Genomic DNA, 22779 nt, shown 5'->3' with positions numbered 1-22779 from the left:
AGCTATTATTTTGCAAACAATAGTTCTCTATATTTAGTTAAAGGCCATAAATTATCATCTACCAATAACTCCAACTTATCTACATGATAACGTATTTCTTCAAAGAAAGGTTTTACTTTGTAACAATATGCATCTGCATTCTTTTGACCATTTAACTTATTTGCACTTTTGCGCTCATTCGTCATTTTCTCAATCTTAGAATTTATTTCAGAGATATGATTTGAAATTCTTTTGATTAAATCGAGTTGCTCTGTAGCATACTGCTCAAAATCATTAGTGAAAATTTCTTTTAACCCTTTTACATTTTCTATTAATGTATTCTGATATTGAATGGCGGTTGGTATTACATGATTTCTTGAAATATCTCCTAATACCCTGCTTTCAATTTGAATACGCTTAGTATATTCTTCTAATTCTATCTCATGCCTTGCCTCTACCTCAACTTTATTCATTACTTCCATTTCTTCAAATAACGCAATCGTTTTTTTAGAAATTTTAGCTTTTAAAGCTTCTGGTGTTGTTTTATTATTGCTTAACCCTCTTTTATCAGCTTCTTTCTCCCATGCTTCTCCATGACCATCTCCTTCAAAACGGATTTTTTTAGACTCTTTAATATACTCTCTCAATACATTAAAAATAGCCTCATCCTTTTTTAGCTTCTTTGTTTCAACTAAAACATCAACCTCTTGTTTAAAATCTTTTAACTGTTTTGCTATAATTGTATTCAAAACAGTCATTGGTCCGGCACAATTAGACCAAGAACCTACCGCTCTTAATTCAAATTTATTCCCTGTAAAAGCAAAAGGAGAAGTTCTATTTCTATCAGTGTTATCTAATAAAATTTCTGGAATTTTACCTACAATATTTAATTTCAAATCTGTTTTCTCTTTAGGAGACAACTTCCCTTTTGTAACGTTTTCTAATTCATCTAAAACTTGTGAAAGTTGCGTTCCTATAAAAACAGAAATCACAGCTGGGGGAGCTTCATTAGCTCCTAATCTATGATCATTACTTGCGCTTGCTACTGAAGCCCTAATTAACTCCTCATATTCGCATACTGCTTTTATAGTATTTACAAAAAAGGTTAAAAACTGAAGATTCTTCATAGGAGTTTTCCCAGGACTCAACAAGTTTACCCCCGTGTTTGTTGACAAACTCCAGTTATTATGTTTACCAGATCCGTTGATTCCTTTAAATGGCTTTTCATGAAACAATACTTTAAACTGATGTCTTTGCGCCACCTTCTCCATTAAATCCATTAACAATGAATTATGATCAACAGCTAAATTTGCTTCTTCAAAAATAGGAGCCAACTCAAATTGATTTGGAGCAACTTCATTATGCCTAGTTTTTACAGGAATACCTAGCAAAATAGACTCTTGCTCTAAATCTCGCATAAAATTTAAAATCCTCGTAGGAATCGACCCAAAGTAATGATCATCTAACTGCTGACCTTTCGCCGAAGAATGCCCTAACAGAGTTCTACCCGTCATCATAATATCAGGACGAGATGCTGCTAGTGCTTTATCTATTAAAAAATATTCTTGCTCCCAACCTAAAGTTGCATTTACCTTGGTAACATTCTTATCAAAATATTTACAAACATCAGTAGCGGCATCATCAATTGCTTGCAAAGCCCTTAATAAAGGTGCTTTATTATCTAATGCTTCTCCTGTGTAAGCAACAAAAACAGTAGGAATACACAATGTTGTACCATATATAAATGCTGGTGACGTTGGATCCCAAGCAGTATAACCTCTTGCTTCAAATGTATTTCTAATTCCTCCATTTGGAAATGAAGAAGCATCTGGTTCTTGCTGAACTAATTGCCCTCCATCAAAGCGCTCAATAACATATCCTTCTTCTGTAACTTCAAAAAAAGCATCATGTTTTTCAGCTGTAGCTCCTGTTAATGGCTGAAACCAATGTGTATAATGTGTAGCCCCTTTAGATAACGCCCAGTCTTTCATACTAACCGCAATCTGATCTGCTATTTTTCGATCTATCTTCGTTCCAAATTCAATAGCATTCATTACACTATCATAAGCTTCTCTTGTCATATACTGAAGCATTGTTTGCTTATTGAAAACATTTTGTGCAAATAACTCCGATCTTCTAACTGTATCTTCTATAGGACGCGGAGTTCTATTTAATGTTTCTTGCAGTGCATTGAATCTTATTGCTGACATTTCTTCAAATTTTTTCCAAAAATAATAATTAAAACACAGCGACCCCCAAAAAAATAGGGGTCAGATTAAATAAATATTAATAATTATAATTTTTACCCCATAAAATTTGGGGGTAATTAAAAAAATATTGATTTTTGTATCATTAAAACTCAAAAACAGCATTTAAAAAAAATATCATGGCTAGATTTAAATTAGAGTATATTTGGTTAGATGGATACTTTCCTACTCAAAACATGAGAAGTAAAACTAAAGTTGTAGAAGACTTTAGTGGTAAATTAGAAGATTGCCCAATTTGGTCTTTCGATGGATCTTCAACGAAACAAGCTGAAGGTGGTGATTCTGATTGTTTATTAAAACCTGTAGCTATTTATCCAGATCCTGCTCGTGAAAATGGTTATTTAGTAATGACTGAAGTTTTAAATGCTGATGGTACACCTCACCCAACTAACGGTAGAGCTTCTATTGATGATGATGATAACGATTTCTGGTTTGGTTTTGAGCAAGAGTACTTCATTATGGATACACACACTCAATTACCATTAGGTTTCCCAATTGGTGGATATCCTGGACCTCAAGGAATGTATTACTGTTCTGTTGGTGGAAAAAACACTCATGGTAGAGATTTCGTAGAAGAGCATGCTGATTTGTGTATTGCTGCTGGTTTAAACTTTGAGGGAATCAATCAAGAGGTTGCTTCTGGACAATGGGAATTCCAATTATTTGCTAAAGGAGCTAAAAAAGCTGGTGATGAAATTTGGATTGCTCGTTATTTACTTGACCGTTTAACTGAAAAGTTTGGTTATTATATTGAGTACCACCCAAAACCTGTAAAAGGAGACTGGAATGGTTCTGGTATGCATGCTAACTTCTCTAACACATTATTAAGAACATGTGGTAGTCAAGAAACTTACGAAAAAGTTTGTGAAGCATTCAGACCTGTAACTAAAGAACATATTGCTGTTTACGGAGAATATAACGAACAACGTTTAACTGGTTTACACGAAACTGCTTCAATTAACGACTTTAGTTATGGTATTTCTGACCGTGGAGCTTCTATTCGTATTCCTATTATTACTGTAGAAAAAGGATGGAAAGGTTGGTTAGAAGATAGAAGACCAGCTTCTAACGCAGATCCATACAAAGTTGCAGGGAGAATTATCGAAACTGTAAAGAGCGCAAAGATCTAAAAGGCTAAAATTAAAAACCCTTAAGCCTTATTCTATCGCTCAGCGATAAATATATTTACATTTGAACGTAAACCTGTTTTCTATTTTGAAAACAGGTTTTTTTATACCCAAAACTTAGTTTTAAGAGCTTTTAAAAATTCAATCTAAGAAACCTTATATCATCACACCCCCCTAAAACTCATTATAGAACAGATATAAACAAAAAAACATTCTATAAACTAACAAAAAAAACAGGCTTAAAAACGAATTTTAAACCTGTTTATATATTATTAAGTATTAAATACTATCCTTTAAAGCTAGCTTTTAAGAATTCAGTATTCATACGTGCAATGTTTTCTAAAGAAATTCCTTTTGGACACTCTACTTCACAAGCTCCTGTGTTTGTACAGTTACCGAATCCTTCTTCATCCATTTGCTTTACCATGTTTAATACACGATCAGTAGCCTCTACTTGACCTTGTGGTAATAAAGCAAACTGAGAAACTTTTGCAGACACATATAACATTGCAGACGAATTTTTACAAGTTGCAACACATGCACCACAACCAATACAAGTTGCTGCATCAAAAGCCTTATCAGCATTCTCTTTGTTTACAGGAATTGCATTTGCATCTTGAGTATTACCTGAAGTATTTACAGAAATAAATCCTCCTGCATGTTGTACTCTATCAAAAGCAGATCTATCTACTACTAAATCTTTAATTACTGGGAAAGCTTTAGCTCTAAATGGCTCTATAAAAATAGTATCACCATCTTTAAACTTACGCATGTGTAACTGACACGTAGTTACTCCTCTATCTGGTCCGTGTGCTTCTCCGTTAATGTATAAAGAACACATACCACAGATTCCCTCACGACAGTCATGATCAAAAGCTACTGGCTCATCACCACTTTCAATTAACTGTGTATTTAAAACATCTAACATTTCAAGGAAAGACATATCTGGCGATACATCGTTGATTTTGTAATCAACCATTTTTCCTTTATCGCTTGCGCCTTTTTGACGCCAAATTTTTAACGTTAAATTCATAATTCTTTCCTTATTTGTATGAACGTTGCTTTAATTCAATATCGTTAAACTCTAATTCCTCTTTGTGTAAAACAGCATCTTTTGGTTCACCTTTGTACTCCCAAGCAGACACATAAGCAAACTCTTTATCGTTACGTAATGCTTCTCCTTTTTGAGGACCATCTAATTCAACAGACTCTTCACGGAAGTGACCTCCACAAGATTCTGTTCTATTTAATGCATCTTTAGCAAATAACTCTCCTAATTCTAAGAAGTCAGCCACACGACCAGCTTTCGCTAATTCTTCATTAAACTCATTTGCACCACCAGGCACTCTTACATCCTTATAAAATTCAGCTCTTAAAGCAGAAATCTCTTCAATTGCTTCCTTTAATCCTTTTTCGTTACGAGACATTCCTACTTTATTCCACATAATTTTTCCTAAACGTTTGTGGAAATAATCTACCGACTTTGTTCCGTTATTGTTAACAAACTTGTCTATTGTAGCACGTACACTCTTTTCAGCTGCATCAAATTCAGGAGTCTCAGTAGAAATTGGACCTGTACGAATATCATCTGCTAAATAATCACCAATTGTGTATGGTAATACAAAGTAACCATCAGCTAAACCTTGCATTAATGCAGAAGCACCTAAACGGTTCGCTCCGTGATCTGAGAAATTAGCTTCTCCAATTGCATATAATCCAGGAACAGTAGTCATTAAGTTGTAATCTACCCAAACTCCACCCATTGTGTAGTGAACCGCTGGATAAATCATCATTGGAGTTTCATAAGGATTCTCATCAACGATTTTCTCATACATTTGGAATAAGTTACCATACTTATTCTTTACAACTTCCTGACCTAATTTTTTAACTAAAGCAGCATCGTTTACATTTAAACCTTTAATAGTTGCTTGCTCTTTTCCGTAACGCTCAATAGCAGAAGCGAAATCTAAATAAACAGCTTCACCAGTTGCGTTAACTCCGAAACCAGCATCACAACGCTCTTTAGCAGCACGAGATGCAACATCACGTGGAACTAAGTTACCAAATGCAGGGTAACGACGCTCTAAGTAATAATCTCTATTTTCTTCAGCAATTTGCGTAGGCTTTAAACTTCCTTCACGAATTGCTTTTACATCTTCCATTTTCTTTGGAACCCAAATACGACCATCGTTACGTAATGATTCAGACATTAACGTTAATTTAGATTGATGATCTCCTGATACAGGAATACAAGTTGGATGAATTTGCGTGTAACAAGGGTTTGCAAAGTAAGCTCCTTTTTTGTGAGCTCTCCATGCAGCTGTTACGTTACTTCCCATTGCGTTAGTTGATAAGAAGAATACGTTACCGTAACCTCCAGTTCCTAATACAACAGCATGAGCAGAATGACGCTCAATTTCTCCAGTAACTAAATTACGAGCAATAATACCACGAGCTTTTCCATCAACGATTACAACATCTAACATTTCGTGACGGTTGTACATTTTGATTTTTCCACGACCGATTTGACGGTTCATTGCAGAATATGCTCCTAATAATAATTGTTGTCCTGTTTGTCCTTTTGCGTAAAAAGTTCTTGATACAAGTACCCCTCCAAAAGAACGGTTATCTAATAATCCACCATAATCACGTGCGAAAGGAACTCCTTGAGCCACACATTGGTCGATAATATTAGCAGATACTTCAGCTAAACGATATACGTTAGCCTCACGAGAACGGTAATCTCCTCCTTTTACAGTATCGTAAAATAATCTGTAAGTAGAATCTCCGTCTCCTTGATAGTTTTTTGCTGCATTAATTCCCCCTTGTGCTGCAATAGAGTGCGCACGACGTGGAGAATCTTGAAAACAAAATGCTTTTACATTATATCCTAACTCAGCTAAAGTTGCAGCAGCAGAACCTCCTGCTAAACCTGTTCCAACAACAATCACGTCTATCAAACGCTTGTTTGCTGGGTTCACTAAGTTGATTTTATTTTTATGATTGGTCCATTTATCAGCAATTGGACCTTTTGGTGTTTTTGAATCTAAAGTTGCCATACTTGAATTGTATTAGTGGTGATTGAAATGGTGAAATAAAGCAATGATGATAAACCCTACAGGTATACCAATTGCATAAACTTTACTAAACGTCTTCAATCCTTTAGTATATTTATTATTTGCTCCTACTGATTGAAAAGCAGAATTAAAACCATGTAATAAGTGTAATGCTAAAAACACAAAAGAAAGCACGTACACACCTACTCTGATAGGATTCTCAAACATGTGAACTACATGAGTGTAAAAATCTTTACCAACTTGACTTTTTCCATCTATATATTTTTCAACCATCTCAGGAACCCAAAAATCATTTAAATGGAATACTACAAAACCTAATATTGCTAAACCAGTCCAAATCATGTTTCTACTCATCCAAGTAGAGTTAGCCGCACCATTATTTTTTGCATACTTAACTTCACGAGCACCTTTGTTTTTAATTTCTAGTACAAATCCCATTACAAAATGGAAAACTACACCAAACATTAAAACTGGCTGTAATAAGTATTGAACAGCCCAAAAGTTACCCATAAAATATGAAGCATCATTAAAAGCTTCAGGGCTAAAAACCGATAAAATGTTGATTACAAAGTGTTGTAGTAAAAAAACCATTAGAAAGAGTGCCGACAAAGCCATCGCAAACTTTCTTCCTATAGAAGATTTTAATAATCCGCTCATTATTTTTATAATTGATATTGAATAATTGCTAGCAAATTTAAGACCTATAGGCAAGTTGTACAAGAATTAGAGTTTGTTTTACTTTATATTTAGAATCGATATAAATAGAAACTCTTCAATTTTACATGAAATATGTTTTTTGGTTTCTTATGAAAAAGAGTTTTTTTTGAGAATAACTCATCTTACACAAAGAACACCATTAATATCGTTAATTATAAAAGAAGATTTATCAAAAAAAACGAGGATGACTTTTACAAGATACATCCCCGCTTACGTTCCACCGCATATTTTTATATTTTAGTTCGGAACAATCCAAGTTCCAATATCAGTACACCCTGATGGATCTAAAGTTATAGTAGACATATCAATAGTAGTTCTGTATTGAGGATTATTACAACATGGATCTGAAGAAGGCACACCAGGTCCACAACACAATATCCAGCAAGCTCCTAATTCAAAAACACTATCTGGACATACCATTAACTCCACATAATCATCAGGACCAATAGAATGTATTCCATCAAAACCATCATAAGTAACTCCTGTTGCCCCTACTCCACAACCAGGATTACCATTAGCAAATAAAACTTTCACTTTTACACAAACCAGTGTTTCACTACAAGGTTCATCAGCATTCCAAGAACTGTTAACTGTTGTTATTTCTCCTTGCAACACATTATTCTGAATATTGATCAACTCACCAGCTTCAATCCAATAACCAATTTCAGTATCAAACTCATACAAATTAACAACCTCTGGTGTCTCTTTATTTAAAACAGGAAAATTAGCTTGAATAGCACTTCCTTCACTCAACTCTAATGGAATATTTTCCCTAGGAATAACCGCATTCACTTCAATCATTCCGAAAGAAGCCAACGGAACAAGATTATTACGTTTAGCATCAAAAGCAACATAACTTCCAGGCGCGGCTCTTACCTCATCTTCATCTGTTACATCAATGTAAGAAGCAGTTATTTCAACAGGCCCGAAGTAAGCTCTTCCATTATAAGAAAAAGCATTTGGCGGAATTATTAAACCACCTCCTTTTTCTAATTTCAACTCACCACCTCTTTTAGAATCAAACACAACACTTTCTCCTCTTTCTTTCATCCATATAATTAATTTTGAATCTAAGCTCAATACTTTTGTTACTGATACAAATTTAGGATGCTCAAAAGTTAACACATCTCCTTTTCCTAACTTTCCTTCAATAACAAAATAACCTTCTTTATTACTTTTAGCAATTACCTCTTCTCCTTTTTTCACAAGAACTCCAGCAAGCGGATAATTTTGAACAGTTCTTGCATATCCATCGTAGTTAGCAAAGACTTTTTTAGCAAATGAAGTATTCTCTACTTCTACTTCTGGTGAAGACGTATTCACCTGGTTACAAGAATAAAGTGTAATAAATGCAATTAGTAGCATTAAACATTTTTGAATAATTGATCTGATTTTCATTTTAGTTTTAATTTAGTTAATTACTGTAAAATTAACCTCACCTCATCTGCTTATTTACAGGAAAACAATTGTTTTAAATAGGAGAAAAACACTTAAAAACAAAAAACCTTCTAACAAATGTTTTGTTAAAAGGCTTTATAAAAAAATATTACAACTTATGTGTTAATTCTTGTTATTGATTTGCTCTTGAAGCGCCACTAACTGACTTTCTAAATCATGTAAACGATCATAAATATCAACTGGCTCTGGCATTTGCTTAGAAGCATACATGGTAACATACCAAACCTCCATTATCTCATCTGCATTAATTGTATATGTTGGAAAGTTACCATCTTTATTATCACTTTTAAGAATTAATTTCCCTCGCTCTTCAATTCTATTAATAACACGTTTTAAAACAATTCCATCATTTTTACTAACAATCACATATACTCTCCCATCTTTAATATCATATAAATCTTCAACATATTTACCAAAAACTAAATCTCCATCAAAAAAAGTACGAACCATTGAATTCCCTTGAACTTCAAAACAACGGAACGATCCATTACTTAATCTAGGCATGTGAAAAGTAGGTAATTTTTCAATATACTCAATATCTCCATACCCATCTAAATAGCCAGCTCTGGCTTGTGTAGGAACAAAAATCACATTTTCATTACCATCTGAACCTGTAGAAACTACTTGAGGAGTACCTGTATAGTTAGAGTTATATAAGTTAGAATCTCTCAACATGATACTACTCTTACCAAATAAATAATCTGGATTAATATTGAATTCATTAATAATAGAAGTCAACACATCATAACCCGGTTTTGTTTTTTTTCTCGAACCATCAGATTGAGGTCTACCGTTTACAATACTATCTACTGTTGTACCCGTAACACCAATTTTTTTAGACATAGAGAAGTTGTTTAAATTAAACTTATCTCTAATAGCTGCAATTCTATCCGATATATCCATATGTTTGAATTAGATAAAACTTTTTACAAAAAAAACTGTAATTTATTTGATTTATATTGTAAAAAGTTATATATTTGTAATGTATTTGAACGCTAATATACAAAAAAACATCAAAATTCAAACATTTGTATAATTTTAGCAATCTCTCCTTAGAGGTTTTTATTTGAAAGAATTTCAATTTTTTAAAACCTCAACATTTAATTCAAACATTTTATTAAGTTGAGTTTCCAATCGTAAGAGAAGAAACTTTTAGAAAGAAACAGAAATAATCATTATTTGCTCTGCAGGCTTCTTAGTGTCGTAGCGCTAACCTAAGTGTCTTTAACAAAACAATATTATTTCTCTCATTCTAGCTCGACAGATTGGAGAAAGTTGAAAATCCAATTAAAACAACAGAGTAAACACCCATTAACCTTTTTAAAAATAATTAATATGGCAAATTTAGTACCGGAATTAAACAGTTTGGATTTTAACGTATACATAGGAGGACCTTTACAGGCTGCTATTGAGGCACAGACAGAAGCTTCTATGGCTACTGTAGACTTTATTAAAGAAGTTGGTTTTGCTAAAGACGACGATGACAGTAAACCAGATGCATTACGCTATGTAGATTTTGAATACAACAAATCAATCCCTAACCCGCATTTAGGTAAAACTGCAGATCAATTATCTGATGAGGGATTACCAGGAACTACAGACACAACTACTGAGTTTTTAGACAGCAAAGTAAGAATCAAAGTTCCATTTTTAACAATGTTAACGGTTCCTTCAATTCGTATTGATGAAGTAAACATTGATTTTAATGCTAGATTAAGCTCTACAGAAACAAAAGATATTTCATCTGAGTTTGGAGCAAGCGCTGAATTAGGTTTAAAATTCAGAAGAATTAGATTTAAAGCTTCTGCCTCATACAAAAGAAACACTTCACAAGGAATTAAAGTTGACAAAACTTATAACTTAGGTGTAAGAGTAAAAGCTGTGAATGATGAATTACCAGTTGGCTTAGAAAGAGTATTAGATCTTTTAGAAGATGGTATTGCTACCGTTAATTCTTAATTTATAATTCTCTAATTATGGCCATTCCTTTTTGGAATGGCCTATTTCTCAAAATATTTCCTTTTTCAATTTAAACAAAACAACTATGATAGATCTTAACGAATATTTAGGTGGTATAACTAGCAGTATTTCAGAAGCAAGAATGATGTCTGATTTAAAATCTTTAGAAATTGCAGAACAATTTGCAAAACACGATTTATTAAAGCATTTTTCAATACCAAGATTTAAAGCACAAAACATAGAACTTACTATTCCTGTTGCAATTGGCGCTTTAGAGAACTCGTACGAAAAAGATTATCAACCGGTTGACAATGTAAATTTTAATTCAAAAACATATGCTATTTTAAAAGATGTTGCACAACAAACGTCATTTGAAAGAAACTTCTCAACTAAATTAAAATCGGTAATTTCAAACGAAATAACCAACTTAGAAAAGGAAATAAAAGCAGGAAAAGAAAAAGAAACTGCGTTAAAAAATTATGTAAATAAAATAAGTAATGCTTTTTTAGATCTCTATTTTGAAAATACAGATAAGAGCAAACTTAAAGGAGAGCTTTTTTTATTGTTACAAATATTTTTTAAACCTATTGATCCTAAAAAATTCAATAACCTTACCATTGAAGCTCTAGAGAAAGTATTCAATTCACCTATTCCAGACGAAGAAATAAAAGACAGAATTCAAACAATTGTTTACCAAGGAATAGAGTTTTTAGAGCAAGCAAGAATAAATACTCTTGATAAAGACACTGAACTTGTGTATTACCACACAGAATTACTTGAAAATTACGCTACTTTAATTATCAATAACACACATCATTATTTTGAAAAGCCAATTAACATTAGTGAAGCTGAAGAGAAATTAAAAGCTGAATTGTTTTCGAGAGGAAATTTTGTGGCTAGTCAAAATTTTTATGCTAAAATGACTAGTTTTTTAATCAATTATGCTCAAAAATTAAATAATATTTACACATTAACTCCAGGAACACAAAATTATAATTACTCTTCCGAGGTATCAGATTTGATAGACTTTCTAGAAAGAGGCACAGATCCTAAAATTGCATTAATTCAATTTATCGAAGAATTTTCTTCACAATACATTCCTTTTATCAGAAATTTCGTTGTAACCGAACCCGTAAACAAAAAATTAGAAACAACTTTAGCCTCTTCTATTAAAGAACGAAAAGTAGAAAGCCAAAAAACAAAAGTGATCGTTGAAAGCCATAAACTTCAGGATTTAAAACCTGAAAATGTGATGCAAATAAAAATGACATTGAATGAAGAAGGACTAGAATGGCATTCATCAGAAAATGAAAAAGGAGACGTAGACACCAAACTATTGCCTGAATAAAAAAGCCATGAAAAGATCAATTATAGACACCATCAATCGATTGGAAAAACAGCTTTCTCAAGTGCACTTTATTGTAAATAGCATTGAGCACAAAAGAGCCACAAGCTCAAAAACATTAAGAGATTGGCTAATTGAAACTGAAGAGTTGCTTCAAAAACTCAGAATTACCGAGGCTTCTAAATTTGCCACAAAAAGAGGAGAATTGTCCGCTTTTATCCCTAAGGATTTAAGAAACAAAAAACGTGAACAATTACAATTTTGCGCAAGTTTACTAACGCAATCTCAAGAAGATTTATGGAATTTATACGAAGGATTTCAAATTAAATTAGAAAATGCCAAAAGTTTGATCACACAGCTATTGGGGGTCGTGTATCAAACTAATCAATTCAAATACAATCCTTCTGAAAATTTTACGCTTTTTTTAGAGAGAATATGGAGTTTTTGCAAGCAACATCCTCAGTTAAATGGAATCACTATGCAAATTACCAACCTAATCAACAAAACAGACGTTTTGATAATCATAGGCGAAGAAATAGATATTGAGAGCATTTAGTTAACCTTAAACAGACTTAAAAGTGTCGTTATGTTTGAAAATTAAACATAACGACACTTTTGTTTGTAAAAAACACAAAAAAAACCAACTTAAAGCAAAATAAAAACAGTAATATGTTTGTATAAACAGTAAAATGTTTGTATATTTGTATTGTTCTCATAACTTAACTAGAACATATTTTTAACCTCAAACCTCGCAGAACCAATTAAGTTTAGATTAAACCCAAATTCGGTAAAGAAAAAAGAAAGAGAATCTTCAAACAATAAATTTTATCTGCAGGTAAAAAAACAAACAATTGTATGAATAATGTTTTATCTGTAGCTTTATCACAGTATGGAGTAAAGGAAGTAAAAGGAATGAAAGATCATCCACAAATCATCAACTACTTCACGTCTATAGGATTTGAACAATCAAAATTTAAAGACGAAACGGCTTGGTGTAGCGCTTTTGCTAACTGGGTAGCAAAAGAGGCTGGATTTGAACATTCAAAAAAATTAAATGCAAGGAGCTGGCTGGGCGTTGGTGAATCAACAAACTCACCGCAACCCGGCGATGTAGTTGTATTATGGAGAGAAGATCCTACTAGCTGGAAAGGACATGTAGGTTTTTTAATAAAAGAATCAAAACGTTATGTTTATTTGCTAGGAGGAAATCAGGGAAATAGTGTAAGTATAAAAGCGTATCCAAAGAACCGAATTCTAGACTTTAGAAAATTGAAAAAAAATAAATTCTAAGAATAAAACAAAGAGCTGTTAGCATTTTCTAACAGCTCTTTTTCTTCACTACAGTTTCTAACAAAATCATCATAACTACTGAAACAACAGAATGATTGCTATCAAAAGATTGTCAAAATAGCTACCACAGATTAATATTGCAGTTTTAAAAGCAATTTAAATGAAACAGGATAAGAAGACCATAAAAACGTACTTTGAAAAAGGTGACGTACCTACAGAAGAACAATTCGTTCACTTAATTGATAGCTACATAGACAGCAAACAAGAAACAGGAAAACCTAATAGACGATTTGTAATTGACGAAAATGGAGAAGTTACAGTTACCGAAGAACAACGGCTACCTGAATACTCACTAACAAAAATCTCAAATAACAAGATAGGCTTAGTAAAAAACAACAGCATTATTCAAGAGATTGATCTTTCAAATTATATAGACGACACCAATTTGGCTCGTTTAGTTTCTGGAACTGTAGACACTGATGGTATTGCTACTTTTAAACGCGATGATAATTCTACCTTTACAGTGGATTTTAGTAATTTACCAGCTACTTCTTTATCTATAGATAGCTTGAGTGATGCTCAATCTAATTTTAATAGTATTTTGATAGGAACAGAAGAAACCCCTTACTCCGAAGGAGAAACTAGAGGAATCAACAATATTGTGATTGGTAAAGATGCAATTCTTGATGGTGTTGGAGATGATAATGTATTAATAGGCAAATCTGTTTTAGGAGGATTAGGAAATAACGGAAATAACAATTCTAATAATAATGTTGTTATAGGTTCTAGAGCTGCTGAAGATAGAGTTAACTTTAATGATAATGTAATTATAGGAGGGAATTCTGTTACAACGGATGGAAGTGGTAGTAGAAATATTATAATTGGTTCTAATATAGAAATAGGAGGACATAATATTAGTAATCAACTTAATATTGGTAATACTATTAAAGGTGATTTAAGCACTAAAACCATTGAAATTGAAAAACTAAAATTAACAGAACTAGATGAAGGAAACTCAGAAACAGATCAATATATCACTATAGACTCATCTGGAGCTATAAGAAAGGTTGATCAACAAAATACAAATAACTCAAATCAACTACAAGCGGACTGGAATCAAACCGATGATACTCAAACTGACTTTATTAAAAACAAAACTCAAACAATAGAACGAACTGTTATTGTAGAAAACCATAAAGAAACAATAACAACAGACACTATAGAATATATATATTTCAACGAAAACAATCCGACAATATCTGGACTTAGATATAAAGGAATTATTTATAATTTCAATAATGAAAATTTAGCATCTAACTATAGGATAGACTCAGGAATTATACATACTATCAACCCACATACAGGCAAAGCAAACTCCGTACAACACATTTATCATAAACTCTACAATAGATTCAAAGATCTTACTGGAGAAACTTTACCACACTGGAGTTATTGGGGCAAAAAAGAAAACAATATACTGATTCCTATTTCTGGATTTGGCGGAACCTCTACCCCAAACAGTATTGGAAACTATTTTATCACAAACGAGTCTGGAAAAAAAACTACTGGTCCTGTCACTGTAAGGCAAAACACATACGACACAATTGAAACCAATAAAATAGCCACTCGAAGAACTGTCCTAAACAATGATAACTTGATAGTATCAGAAGAGTTTTTTATTGATGATAAAAAAATAGAAAATGTTTCCTCTTGGAAATATTTAGAAACTACTTCTGATTTAATAAATAATGGAGAAGGTGAATTCCCTTTTATAACAAGCAAAGAATTAGACAACTTAATTCCTGAATATACACTTTCCGAAATTACAAACAACAAACTAGCATTATTAAAGAACAATACAATTGTCAAAGAGATTGACCTAAACACCTATTTAGACGACACCAATTTAGCTCGTTTAGTTTCAGGCACTGTTGACACCAACGGTATTGCTACTTTTAAGCGTGAAGATAATTCTACCTTCACGGTAGATTTTAGCACGCTTTTAAATAACACCGAAAGTAAAACACCAGATCTAAAATCCATATTAGAAGAAGGCAATATCACAGATAAAAAAGATATCATTATTAATTCACCCGCAAGACTAAGAAGTCAGGTTATTAATACAGAAGGACTATTATGTAACGCAAATGGAGGAACAACAACCTTACTAGGCAAATCTTTTGAAATTAAAAACGATCATTCTGAAAGAGGATTACAAATTATTGCAAACAGCGATAGAATTAATTTTAAGACACCTGTAAACAAAGACATCAACGGAGGAACAGATAAAATGATACTCTATTTTACAGACAATCGAAATACAGAAGAGGTAAAAGTAGCTGATTTTTTAGGAAGAGTTTCTGGTAAAACACCTAAAGATCAAAATGATTTTACAACAAAACAATATGTTGATAATCATTCATTAATACAGGGAAGCGGAATATTAACCCCTAAAATACTACCAGCTAATGGAAATGAATACACTGGTCAAATGAAAGGCAGTTATAGATATCTAGGTGATAGAGTAGACTTTATTGTAACATTAGACGATATAACTGGTGGTTTAGAAGGATCAAACTCACCGTTAAACATACTAATTATTGACCCTTATGAGAAAATCAACAATAAATACATTTCTTCTGACGGAATATCACAAGTAATAGTTGAGGAATTTTCAGGTTGGAATACAGACTTTTATTCAATTAATTCAAATTTTGAACTAGGTTTTATAAAAATAAAACTAAAAACAAGTGCAGATAAAAATCTATATAACACATTCTTAAAAAGCAACCCAGTAACAAATGCCACAATGAGACTAAAAGGCAGCTTTTATTTAAGTAACGAAAAACCAGTTTTATTTTAAAAATAAGGAGATATTAAAAAACTATTTTGAGACAGATAATAAACCAACACAACAAGAATATTCGGATTTAATTGATAACTATATAGACTCAAAACAACCTTCAAAAGAAAAGAATAAGAAGTTTACTCTCTACAAAAAAGAAGACGTTTCTATTCAACCTCAATTAACAACCCTTGAATATACATTATCAGAAATTTCAGAAAATAAATAAAAACCCACCCGGCTATTATGCCTAGTGGGTTTATTTGTAAAGTGTTTATTAAACCATCTTATGCTTTTCCTCCGTCAAGTTCATCTTGCCATTTTAAAAGCTCAGCCCACTTACCTTCGTAAGCCAATCTTGCTTGCTCCGGCCAAGTACCAGGATTATGAATCCTATATCGTTCTCCCCCACTATTTAAAACCTCTTGACATTTTTCTATTGAAGCTTCGCTTAATGCTTTCCATGTTTTAATATCAAAATTATGAAATAACCCTTCAATCTTAGGACCAATTCCTTCGATAATTTTTAAATCATCTTGCTTAATTTTTTTACCAAAAACCGCTTTTGCAGCATCACCATTAAAAGGAATCAAATTCTCAGCCACTGCTCCTGCAGCAAATGAAGCCGCCATACCTAAATTAGATGCATCTGAACTTGATTCTCTTGCTAGTTTTAAATCAGACGCTAAACCAAGTTTACTTTGCTCACAAGCATTCAAATCAGCTTCTAAAGACATCCTACTTTTTTTACAATCGTTTAAATCCGATTCTAAACCATTTATTTTACTTCTTAATTCTAATATTAATTCACTATCGCTGTTATTTTCTTCTGAATCTTTTCGGTACTCTCTACCTAACAAATATCCTAATAAAGCCGATAATAAACCTACTATAATAGGGATGATAAAACACCAAATATTGTCCATAATTTTAATTTTTTATTTAATTGTTATAACTGTTCTTCTATTCTTTGCCTTACCTTCATCGGTATTATTATCTGCAATAGGTTCTGTTTGACCTTTTGATATTGCCGTTATTTTACTAGCAGGAATTGCATTTCTTACTAAATACTGTTTTGCAAAATCTGCTCTATCTTGTCCTAACTTCATATTAACAGTAGCATCACCTGTATTATCTGTATGCCCTGTAACAATACAAGTAGCTCCTTCAACTTTATCTAAATACTTAGCGATATCAGCAATTTCTTGTCGCTCAGCAGCTGTTAAGTTAATATGAGCTTGTCCTGTCTTAAAATTTAAAACAATTGGGTTAGCCTTAATATACTCTCCCAATTTTGCTATTTCATCTGAATCATCTTTAAACTCAAGAATATTAAAGTTTACAGGACCATGATACACTTTTAACGAATCTGCAACCATTCCATTTTTCTCTTGACCAAACGTATTCATAATCTTAGATGGAATTCCCTTAGATTCAAAATAATTTTTCACAGAATTAGCTCTTGCAATACCCAAGTTTGGAAATGCAGAATTATTTTTTTCATTTGCTGTAAAAAAACCAGTAATGGATAGCGATTTATTATCATTTGAAGTTAAATAATCTTTTAACTTATCAATCTGCATATCCAAATTTGAAGAAATAGGCTTTAAAAAATTAAGATTAGATTCTTCAAAATTAAAGTTATCATTAATTTGAAGTGATAAATCTCCTTGACCATCTTTGACACTAAAAGGATAGAGCGTTGGCTCTTTATAAACCTCCTTTGTTATTAATTTTTCATTTTCATTGGAAACGGGGGTAGCTTCTGCTCCACATAAAGGACAACAACAATATTTTAAACTAAAAATAATGCCCAATATAATGACAGCTAAAATACCAATGAGATACAATAATTTTTTACTCATGATTTTACGTTTAGATTGTTGATTGTGAATTTATTAATTTTTTTTTAAAAATTTAACATTATTTACCTTAAAATACAAGACTGTTTAACAGTATTGACTGACATTTAACACTTCAACAAATCAAAAAAAACGAATACCTAATGTTATTATTTTGTTAACAAACTACTTTGCATGAAACATTTTTAAAAAAAACAGGTCTTATAATATAAATGGAACTTTTTAAAACTAAAACGAAGACTTATAATATTTAAATTGATTTTGAAACTAAAACAGTTTTAGTACATCCAACTTTAACAAGTCCATACTCATAAAAGTCACAACAAGTATTGTGTAATTGTATTAATCGACGAGAGGCTGTTTTTTTTTAGAAAAACAGCCTCTTTTTTATCATTAAATTGTAATTTTAAAATCTAAGAATTTTCTTCTTCTTTATTACTATTCTGATTGATTATATACTTCTTATATTTCCCGTCTCTATACCTATGGAATATAAATGTAGGCATTAAAACAAAAGCCATATATAACACTCCAAGCCCCATTATAACTTGAGCCTTTTCATGATTTGTATTTAATAAATAAACACCTATCACCATCCAAAGTAAAAAAATAATAAACAATATTTTTAAGACAGTCTTCATAAAAAATGATTTAATTTTTGAGCAAAAATAAACATCCTATTAATTAAATTAATAGGATGCCTTAAATAATATATTCTAAATGCGTTTTATTACATTTTCATTAACCAAGAACGCATATCTACCTCTTCTTTGATAATCGCTCTTAATTCTTCTATTTTAACACGTTTTTGTTCCATTGTATCTCTATGACGAATAGTTACTGTATTATCTTCTAAAGTATCATGATCTACCGTAATACAGAAAGGTGTACCTGCAGCATCTTGACGACGGTATCTTCTACCAACTGCATCTTTCTCATCATAAGAAACATTAAAATCCCATTTTAAATCATCTACAATCTTTCTAGCCACTTCTGGTAAACCATCTTTTTTCACTAATGGCAATATTGCTGCTTTGGTAGGAGCTAATACAGCTGGTAATCGTAACACAACTCTTGAAGTTCCATTTCCCAACTCTTCCTCTATTAAAGATTTAGAGAAAACCGCTAAAAACATACGATCTAACCCAATAGAAGTTTCTAACACATAAGGAACATAACTCTTGTTCTCTTCATGATCAAAATACTGTAATTTTTTACCTGAATGCTCTTCATGAGCTTTTAAATCAAAATCAGTTCTAGAGTGAATTCCCTCTAACTCTTTAAAACCAAACGGGAATCTAAATTCAATATCAGCAGCTGCATCCGCATAATGTGCTAATTTTTCATGGTCATGGAAACGATAATTATCCTCCCCCATACCTAAAGAAAGATGCCACTTTAATCTAGTTTCTTTCCAATGCTTATACCATTCTTTTTGAGTTCCTGGTTTTATGAAAAACTGCATTTCCATCTGTTCAAACTCACGCATTCTAAAAATAAACTGTCTTGCAACTATTTCATTACGAAACGCCTTACCAGTTTGCGCAATTCCAAAAGGAAGCTTCATTCTTCCTGTTTTTTGAACATTTAAGAAGTTCACAAAAATTCCTTGAGCTGTTTCTGGACGTAAATATAAATCCATTGCACTTTCAGCAGAAGCCCCTAGTTTTGTTCCAAACATTAAATTGAACTGCTTTACATCTGTCCAGTTTTTAGAACCTGTTAACGGATCAGCAATCCCTAACTCTTCAATCAATGCTTTTACATCTGCTAAATCTTCATTTTCTAAAGACTTAGCTAATCGTCCTAAAATAGTATTGATTTTTTCTTGGTATCCTAAAACTCTACCGTTAGTAGAAACAAACTCTTCTTTATTAAAAGCATCTCCAAAGCGCTTTTCAGCTTTTTTGACCTCTTTTTCTATTTTAGCCTCAATTTTAGCACAATAATCCTCTACTAAAACATCCGCTCTGTATCGTTTTTTTGAATCTTTATTATCAATTAAAGGATCATTAAAGGCATCAACGTGTCCAGAAGCTTTCCAAGTGGTTGGATGCATTAAAATTGAAGCATCTATACCTACAATATTTTCGTTCATTTGAACCATTGCTTTCCACCAGTACTCTCTAATATTCTTTTTTAATTCTACTCCATTTTGAGCATAATCATAAACAGCGCTTAACCCATCATATATTTCAGATGATTGAAAAATATAACCGTATTCTTTAGCGTGTGATATAACCTTCTTAAATTGATCTTCTTGTTTTGCCATGCTACAAAAATATAATTTGCATTTTATTAAATAAAAAAAGTGAAGATTTAATTTTCTTCACTTTTAATAATATTGTTGTAATTAAATTCTTTATCGGAGACTTAGGTCTGTTTTGCCCGAAAACTGTCCGTCAACATATGTATTAACAGTATATTTACCTTTGTTAATATCTCCTCTATTTACCAACACTAGAGAAACGACTCCAAGTTGTTGATTATCATAATCTGCCACTATATTATCACTAAAAACAATGGTGTCACCACTTTTCATGATTTTGTTTCCTTTAGCAGCAACTACATTCTTATTCTCGTCTAAAATTTGAATTAGAATTTCTTTTTTACCAGGGCTTGTAACCGGGTTAGGCTGTAAATCAAACTTAATTTTAAAAGCATCAGTTCTTCTAGATCTTGAAGTACTTGTAAGTTTACCACTACTTCTTTCTTTCATAGCTATTGCTTGAAAGTTATCTATTTCAATTACTTCAGCTATACTCATTTTTTCTTCTAAAACTTCTTGCTTTTGCATTAAAGTTTCATTTTTAGCTGTAAGTGATTTTGCTAACTGATTGTTTTCATTTAACTTTTTCTTTACTACAATATTCTCTTGTAGCAATTCATAGTTTTGTTTGTTTAATGAATCAACCTGAATAAAAAGTCTTCTGTTTTCTCTTTCTAGTTTTACAATTTTTCTAGAATACTTTACAATTAAATTGTAATTAGACTTTTTTAAGTTTTTAATAGAATCTCTAAGCACAATAATCTTATTGATTTCCTTAATCAATCGCTTAGATAAATCCTTATTTTTAACATTAATGTTTCTGTAATCTTCTATAATTTCATCTAGCTCGGATTGTAATTCAATTTTTTGCTCAGAGAAAGCATCTTCCAGTTTTTTATAATCGCTGTTGAGTTTGAAAGAATAAAAGATTAAGAGTGCAACAATTGCTGCAATTAGAAATTTAAAACCGTTAGGTTTTCTATAACTTTTAGTACTCATTATTATACTGATTGGGGGTTATACTTACGAATCAGTCATTTAATAAAAAATGAACAGTAACTTAATAACGATACTAAGGTATAAAAATTTTACCGAACTGAAAAAAGGACTCTAAAATTATAAATTAGATAAGGTAATTATGTTATCTCAAGCAAAAAACACAAAAAACAAAACACTGATATACATCAAGTTAAACCAAAAAATACCTGCAAAAATTAACATACATCAAAAAAGGTTAACATTTTTTAAAAAACATTCAAATTATTAAATCGTTTTTACAGTTATGCTTTATCTAAAAATTCTTGTTCAAGAATATATTTTTAGTGAAAGTAATCAAGTCCTCTAAAGAAAAATAAATAATAAAAATCTCACTATTAATATTTATTTTTGAATAAAATTGTTTTCACTTTCATCATAAATGTTTTTAGCTAAACTCATACTTTTTAGTATCGCCATATTTCAAGGGGCAGTCATTGGTTTTACACTTTTAAACTCTCCTTTTTTTAAAAGCAAGTCTAATCGTTTTCTTGCATTTGCTCTTTTCTCTGCTTCTTGGATTTTATTAGATATTAGCTTAGAAATTACTGATTCATACAAAACATATCCTTTTTTAAAATTTATAGAGATTTTTGACGCTTTATTATTATTCCCTTCATTTATCTTATTATTTGTAATGCATCAAGTACAATCTTACGACACTATTTCTAAAAAGAAATATAGGTTGTTTATTCCTGCATTATCAATTATTATTATATTGATTTTACTTGACCTTAATATTCAAAACACTGAAGAGATAAACGAAAACAACGCTTTAATAGTTTTAATTTTAGTTGGTTTTATGTACATCTTTATTCTTTCGTTTATCCCGTATTCTTTAATAAAAACATACAAATACATTCAACTTTCAAAACACAAAGAAGAAAAAAAATGGTTACTATCCTTATGGAGATTTGAAACTTTTTTATTATCAATGGTAATTCTTTTATTTATTTTAAGCCCCTTTGCTGTTGAAACTATAGCTAGCATTATACAAATAATAGCATTGTTTACAACCTTATTTATTCACTGGATTGCTTATTCTGGTATTTATAAATTAAAACTAAAAAGCGACAGAGAAAAAGTTAAAGCACTACTTACAGTTAAGATATTTAACTCAAATAAAATAAAAAACACAACAACTGACAACCATAATTCAAAAGCATCTGTAAAAATAAATACTGATTTAGAAAAGGAGAACACATATTTAAAAGAACTAGAAGAACTTTGTTTAACAAAAAAAATATATAGAGACAGTAGAATAGACAGAAATAAAGTGGCAGAAATGTTAGGGATTAGCCCTAATTACTTTTCACAAATTATAAACTCAAAAACAGGAAACAACTTTACAACTTATATCAATCAATACAGAGTAGAAGATGTAAAATCATTTATTAAAGATGAACAATTTGACAATTATAGTTTACTAGCAATTGGGCTTGAGTGTGGCTTTTCCTCTAAATCTTCATTTCACAATACATTCAAAAAGTTCACAGGTATGACTCCAAATGCTTATAAAAAATCATTAAAAAAGTATTGATTTGTACGA

The 22779-nt window shown here is 31.5% G+C and carries 18 protein-coding genes; 7 read left to right on the top strand and 11 right to left on the bottom strand.

Going from position 1 to position 22779, the window contains the following annotated elements; all coding sequences use genetic code 11:
* Positions 1-5 precede the first annotated feature (5 nt).
* A complete protein-coding gene (locus tag EYW44_RS08935) occupies positions 6-2189 on the bottom strand; it encodes a glutamine synthetase III family protein (protein ID WP_132723326.1) in 2184 nt (727 codons plus the stop codon).
* Positions 2190-2365: 176 nt separating this feature from the next.
* Here EYW44_RS08935 and EYW44_RS08930 point away from each other — a divergent pair, with 176 nt between their 5' ends.
* Positions 2366-3376: a glutamine synthetase beta-grasp domain-containing protein gene (locus EYW44_RS08930; RefSeq protein ID WP_132723325.1), complete on the top strand. Its 1011-nt coding sequence runs from the start codon at positions 2366-2368 to the stop codon at positions 3374-3376.
* A gap of 283 nt (positions 3377-3659) precedes the next feature.
* Here the strand turns inward: EYW44_RS08930 and EYW44_RS08925 are convergent, their stop codons facing one another.
* The 5 genes from EYW44_RS08925 to EYW44_RS08905 all read right to left on the bottom strand — a co-directional run bounded on the left by EYW44_RS08925 (position 3660) and on the right by EYW44_RS08905 (position 9528).
* The gene (locus EYW44_RS08925; RefSeq protein WP_132723324.1) at positions 3660-4406 is read right to left on the bottom strand and encodes a succinate dehydrogenase/fumarate reductase iron-sulfur subunit; all 747 of its coding nucleotides are present in this window, start codon (positions 4404-4406) and stop codon (positions 3660-3662) included.
* Between the two features lie 10 nt (positions 4407-4416).
* Positions 4417-6432 (bottom strand): fumarate reductase/succinate dehydrogenase flavoprotein subunit, encoded by a 2016-nt coding sequence (locus EYW44_RS08920; protein ID WP_132723323.1) that lies wholly within the window; start codon positions 6430-6432, stop codon positions 4417-4419.
* A 12-nt stretch (positions 6433-6444) separates the two neighbouring features.
* Entirely contained in the window at positions 6445-7107 is a 663-nt protein-coding gene (locus tag EYW44_RS08915) for a succinate dehydrogenase cytochrome b subunit (protein ID WP_132723322.1), read from the bottom strand.
* 297 nt (positions 7108-7404) lie between these two features.
* A complete protein-coding gene (locus EYW44_RS08910; protein WP_132723321.1) occupies positions 7405-8565 on the bottom strand; it encodes a hypothetical protein in 1161 nt (386 codons plus the stop codon).
* Between the two features lie 162 nt (positions 8566-8727).
* Entirely contained in the window at positions 8728-9528 is an 801-nt protein-coding gene (locus EYW44_RS08905; protein WP_132723320.1) for a S24 family peptidase, read from the bottom strand.
* A 432-nt stretch (positions 9529-9960) separates the two neighbouring features.
* Here EYW44_RS08905 and EYW44_RS08900 point away from each other — a divergent pair, with 432 nt between their 5' ends.
* The 5 genes from EYW44_RS08900 (at position 9961) to EYW44_RS08880 (ending at position 16082) form a co-directional block, all read left to right on the top strand.
* The gene (locus tag EYW44_RS08900; protein WP_132723319.1) at positions 9961-10584 is read left to right on the top strand and encodes a DUF2589 domain-containing protein; all 624 of its coding nucleotides are present in this window, start codon (positions 9961-9963) and stop codon (positions 10582-10584) included.
* Positions 10585-10669: 85 nt separating this feature from the next.
* Positions 10670-11932: a hypothetical protein gene (locus EYW44_RS08895; RefSeq protein WP_132723318.1), complete on the top strand. Its 1263-nt coding sequence runs from the start codon at positions 10670-10672 to the stop codon at positions 11930-11932.
* Between the two features lie 7 nt (positions 11933-11939).
* Positions 11940-12485, top strand: a complete 546-nt coding sequence (locus EYW44_RS08890; protein WP_132723317.1) for a hypothetical protein — start codon at positions 11940-11942, stop codon at positions 12483-12485.
* Between the two features lie 299 nt (positions 12486-12784).
* Positions 12785-13219, top strand: a complete 435-nt coding sequence (locus EYW44_RS08885) for a TIGR02594 family protein (RefSeq protein ID WP_132723316.1) — start codon at positions 12785-12787, stop codon at positions 13217-13219.
* A gap of 160 nt (positions 13220-13379) precedes the next feature.
* Positions 13380-16082, top strand: coding sequence for a hypothetical protein (locus tag EYW44_RS08880; RefSeq protein WP_132723315.1), 2703 nt, complete (start codon positions 13380-13382; stop codon positions 16080-16082).
* A 269-nt stretch (positions 16083-16351) separates the two neighbouring features.
* Here EYW44_RS08880 and EYW44_RS08875 read toward each other — a convergent pair whose 3' ends face one another.
* The 5 genes from EYW44_RS08875 to EYW44_RS08855 form a co-directional block, all read right to left on the bottom strand.
* Positions 16352-16990 (bottom strand): hypothetical protein, encoded by a 639-nt coding sequence (locus EYW44_RS08875; RefSeq protein WP_132723314.1) that lies wholly within the window; start codon positions 16988-16990, stop codon positions 16352-16354.
* A 12-nt stretch (positions 16991-17002) separates the two neighbouring features.
* Entirely contained in the window at positions 17003-17929 is a 927-nt protein-coding gene (locus tag EYW44_RS08870; RefSeq protein WP_132723313.1) for an OmpA family protein, read from the bottom strand.
* A gap of 410 nt (positions 17930-18339) precedes the next feature.
* Positions 18340-18567, bottom strand: a complete 228-nt coding sequence (locus EYW44_RS08865; protein WP_132723312.1) for a hypothetical protein — start codon at positions 18565-18567, stop codon at positions 18340-18342.
* Positions 18568-18656: 89 nt separating this feature from the next.
* The gene (locus EYW44_RS08860) at positions 18657-20198 is read right to left on the bottom strand and encodes a glycine--tRNA ligase (protein ID WP_132723311.1); all 1542 of its coding nucleotides are present in this window, start codon (positions 20196-20198) and stop codon (positions 18657-18659) included.
* A gap of 90 nt (positions 20199-20288) precedes the next feature.
* A complete protein-coding gene (locus tag EYW44_RS08855; protein WP_132723310.1) occupies positions 20289-21194 on the bottom strand; it encodes a hypothetical protein in 906 nt (301 codons plus the stop codon).
* Positions 21195-21612: 418 nt separating this feature from the next.
* Between EYW44_RS08855 and EYW44_RS08850 the strand changes: the two genes are divergently transcribed.
* Positions 21613-22770 (top strand): helix-turn-helix domain-containing protein, encoded by a 1158-nt coding sequence (locus EYW44_RS08850; protein ID WP_132723309.1) that lies wholly within the window; start codon positions 21613-21615, stop codon positions 22768-22770.
* Positions 22771-22779 lie beyond the last annotated feature (9 nt).

This window comes from Tenacibaculum sp. M341 (genome assembly GCF_004337695.1).
Classification (GTDB): Bacteria; Bacteroidota; Bacteroidia; order Flavobacteriales; family Flavobacteriaceae; genus Polaribacter.
Note: the sequence above shows the minus strand (reverse complement) of the source record. Positions and strands in the feature narration are given on the sequence as shown.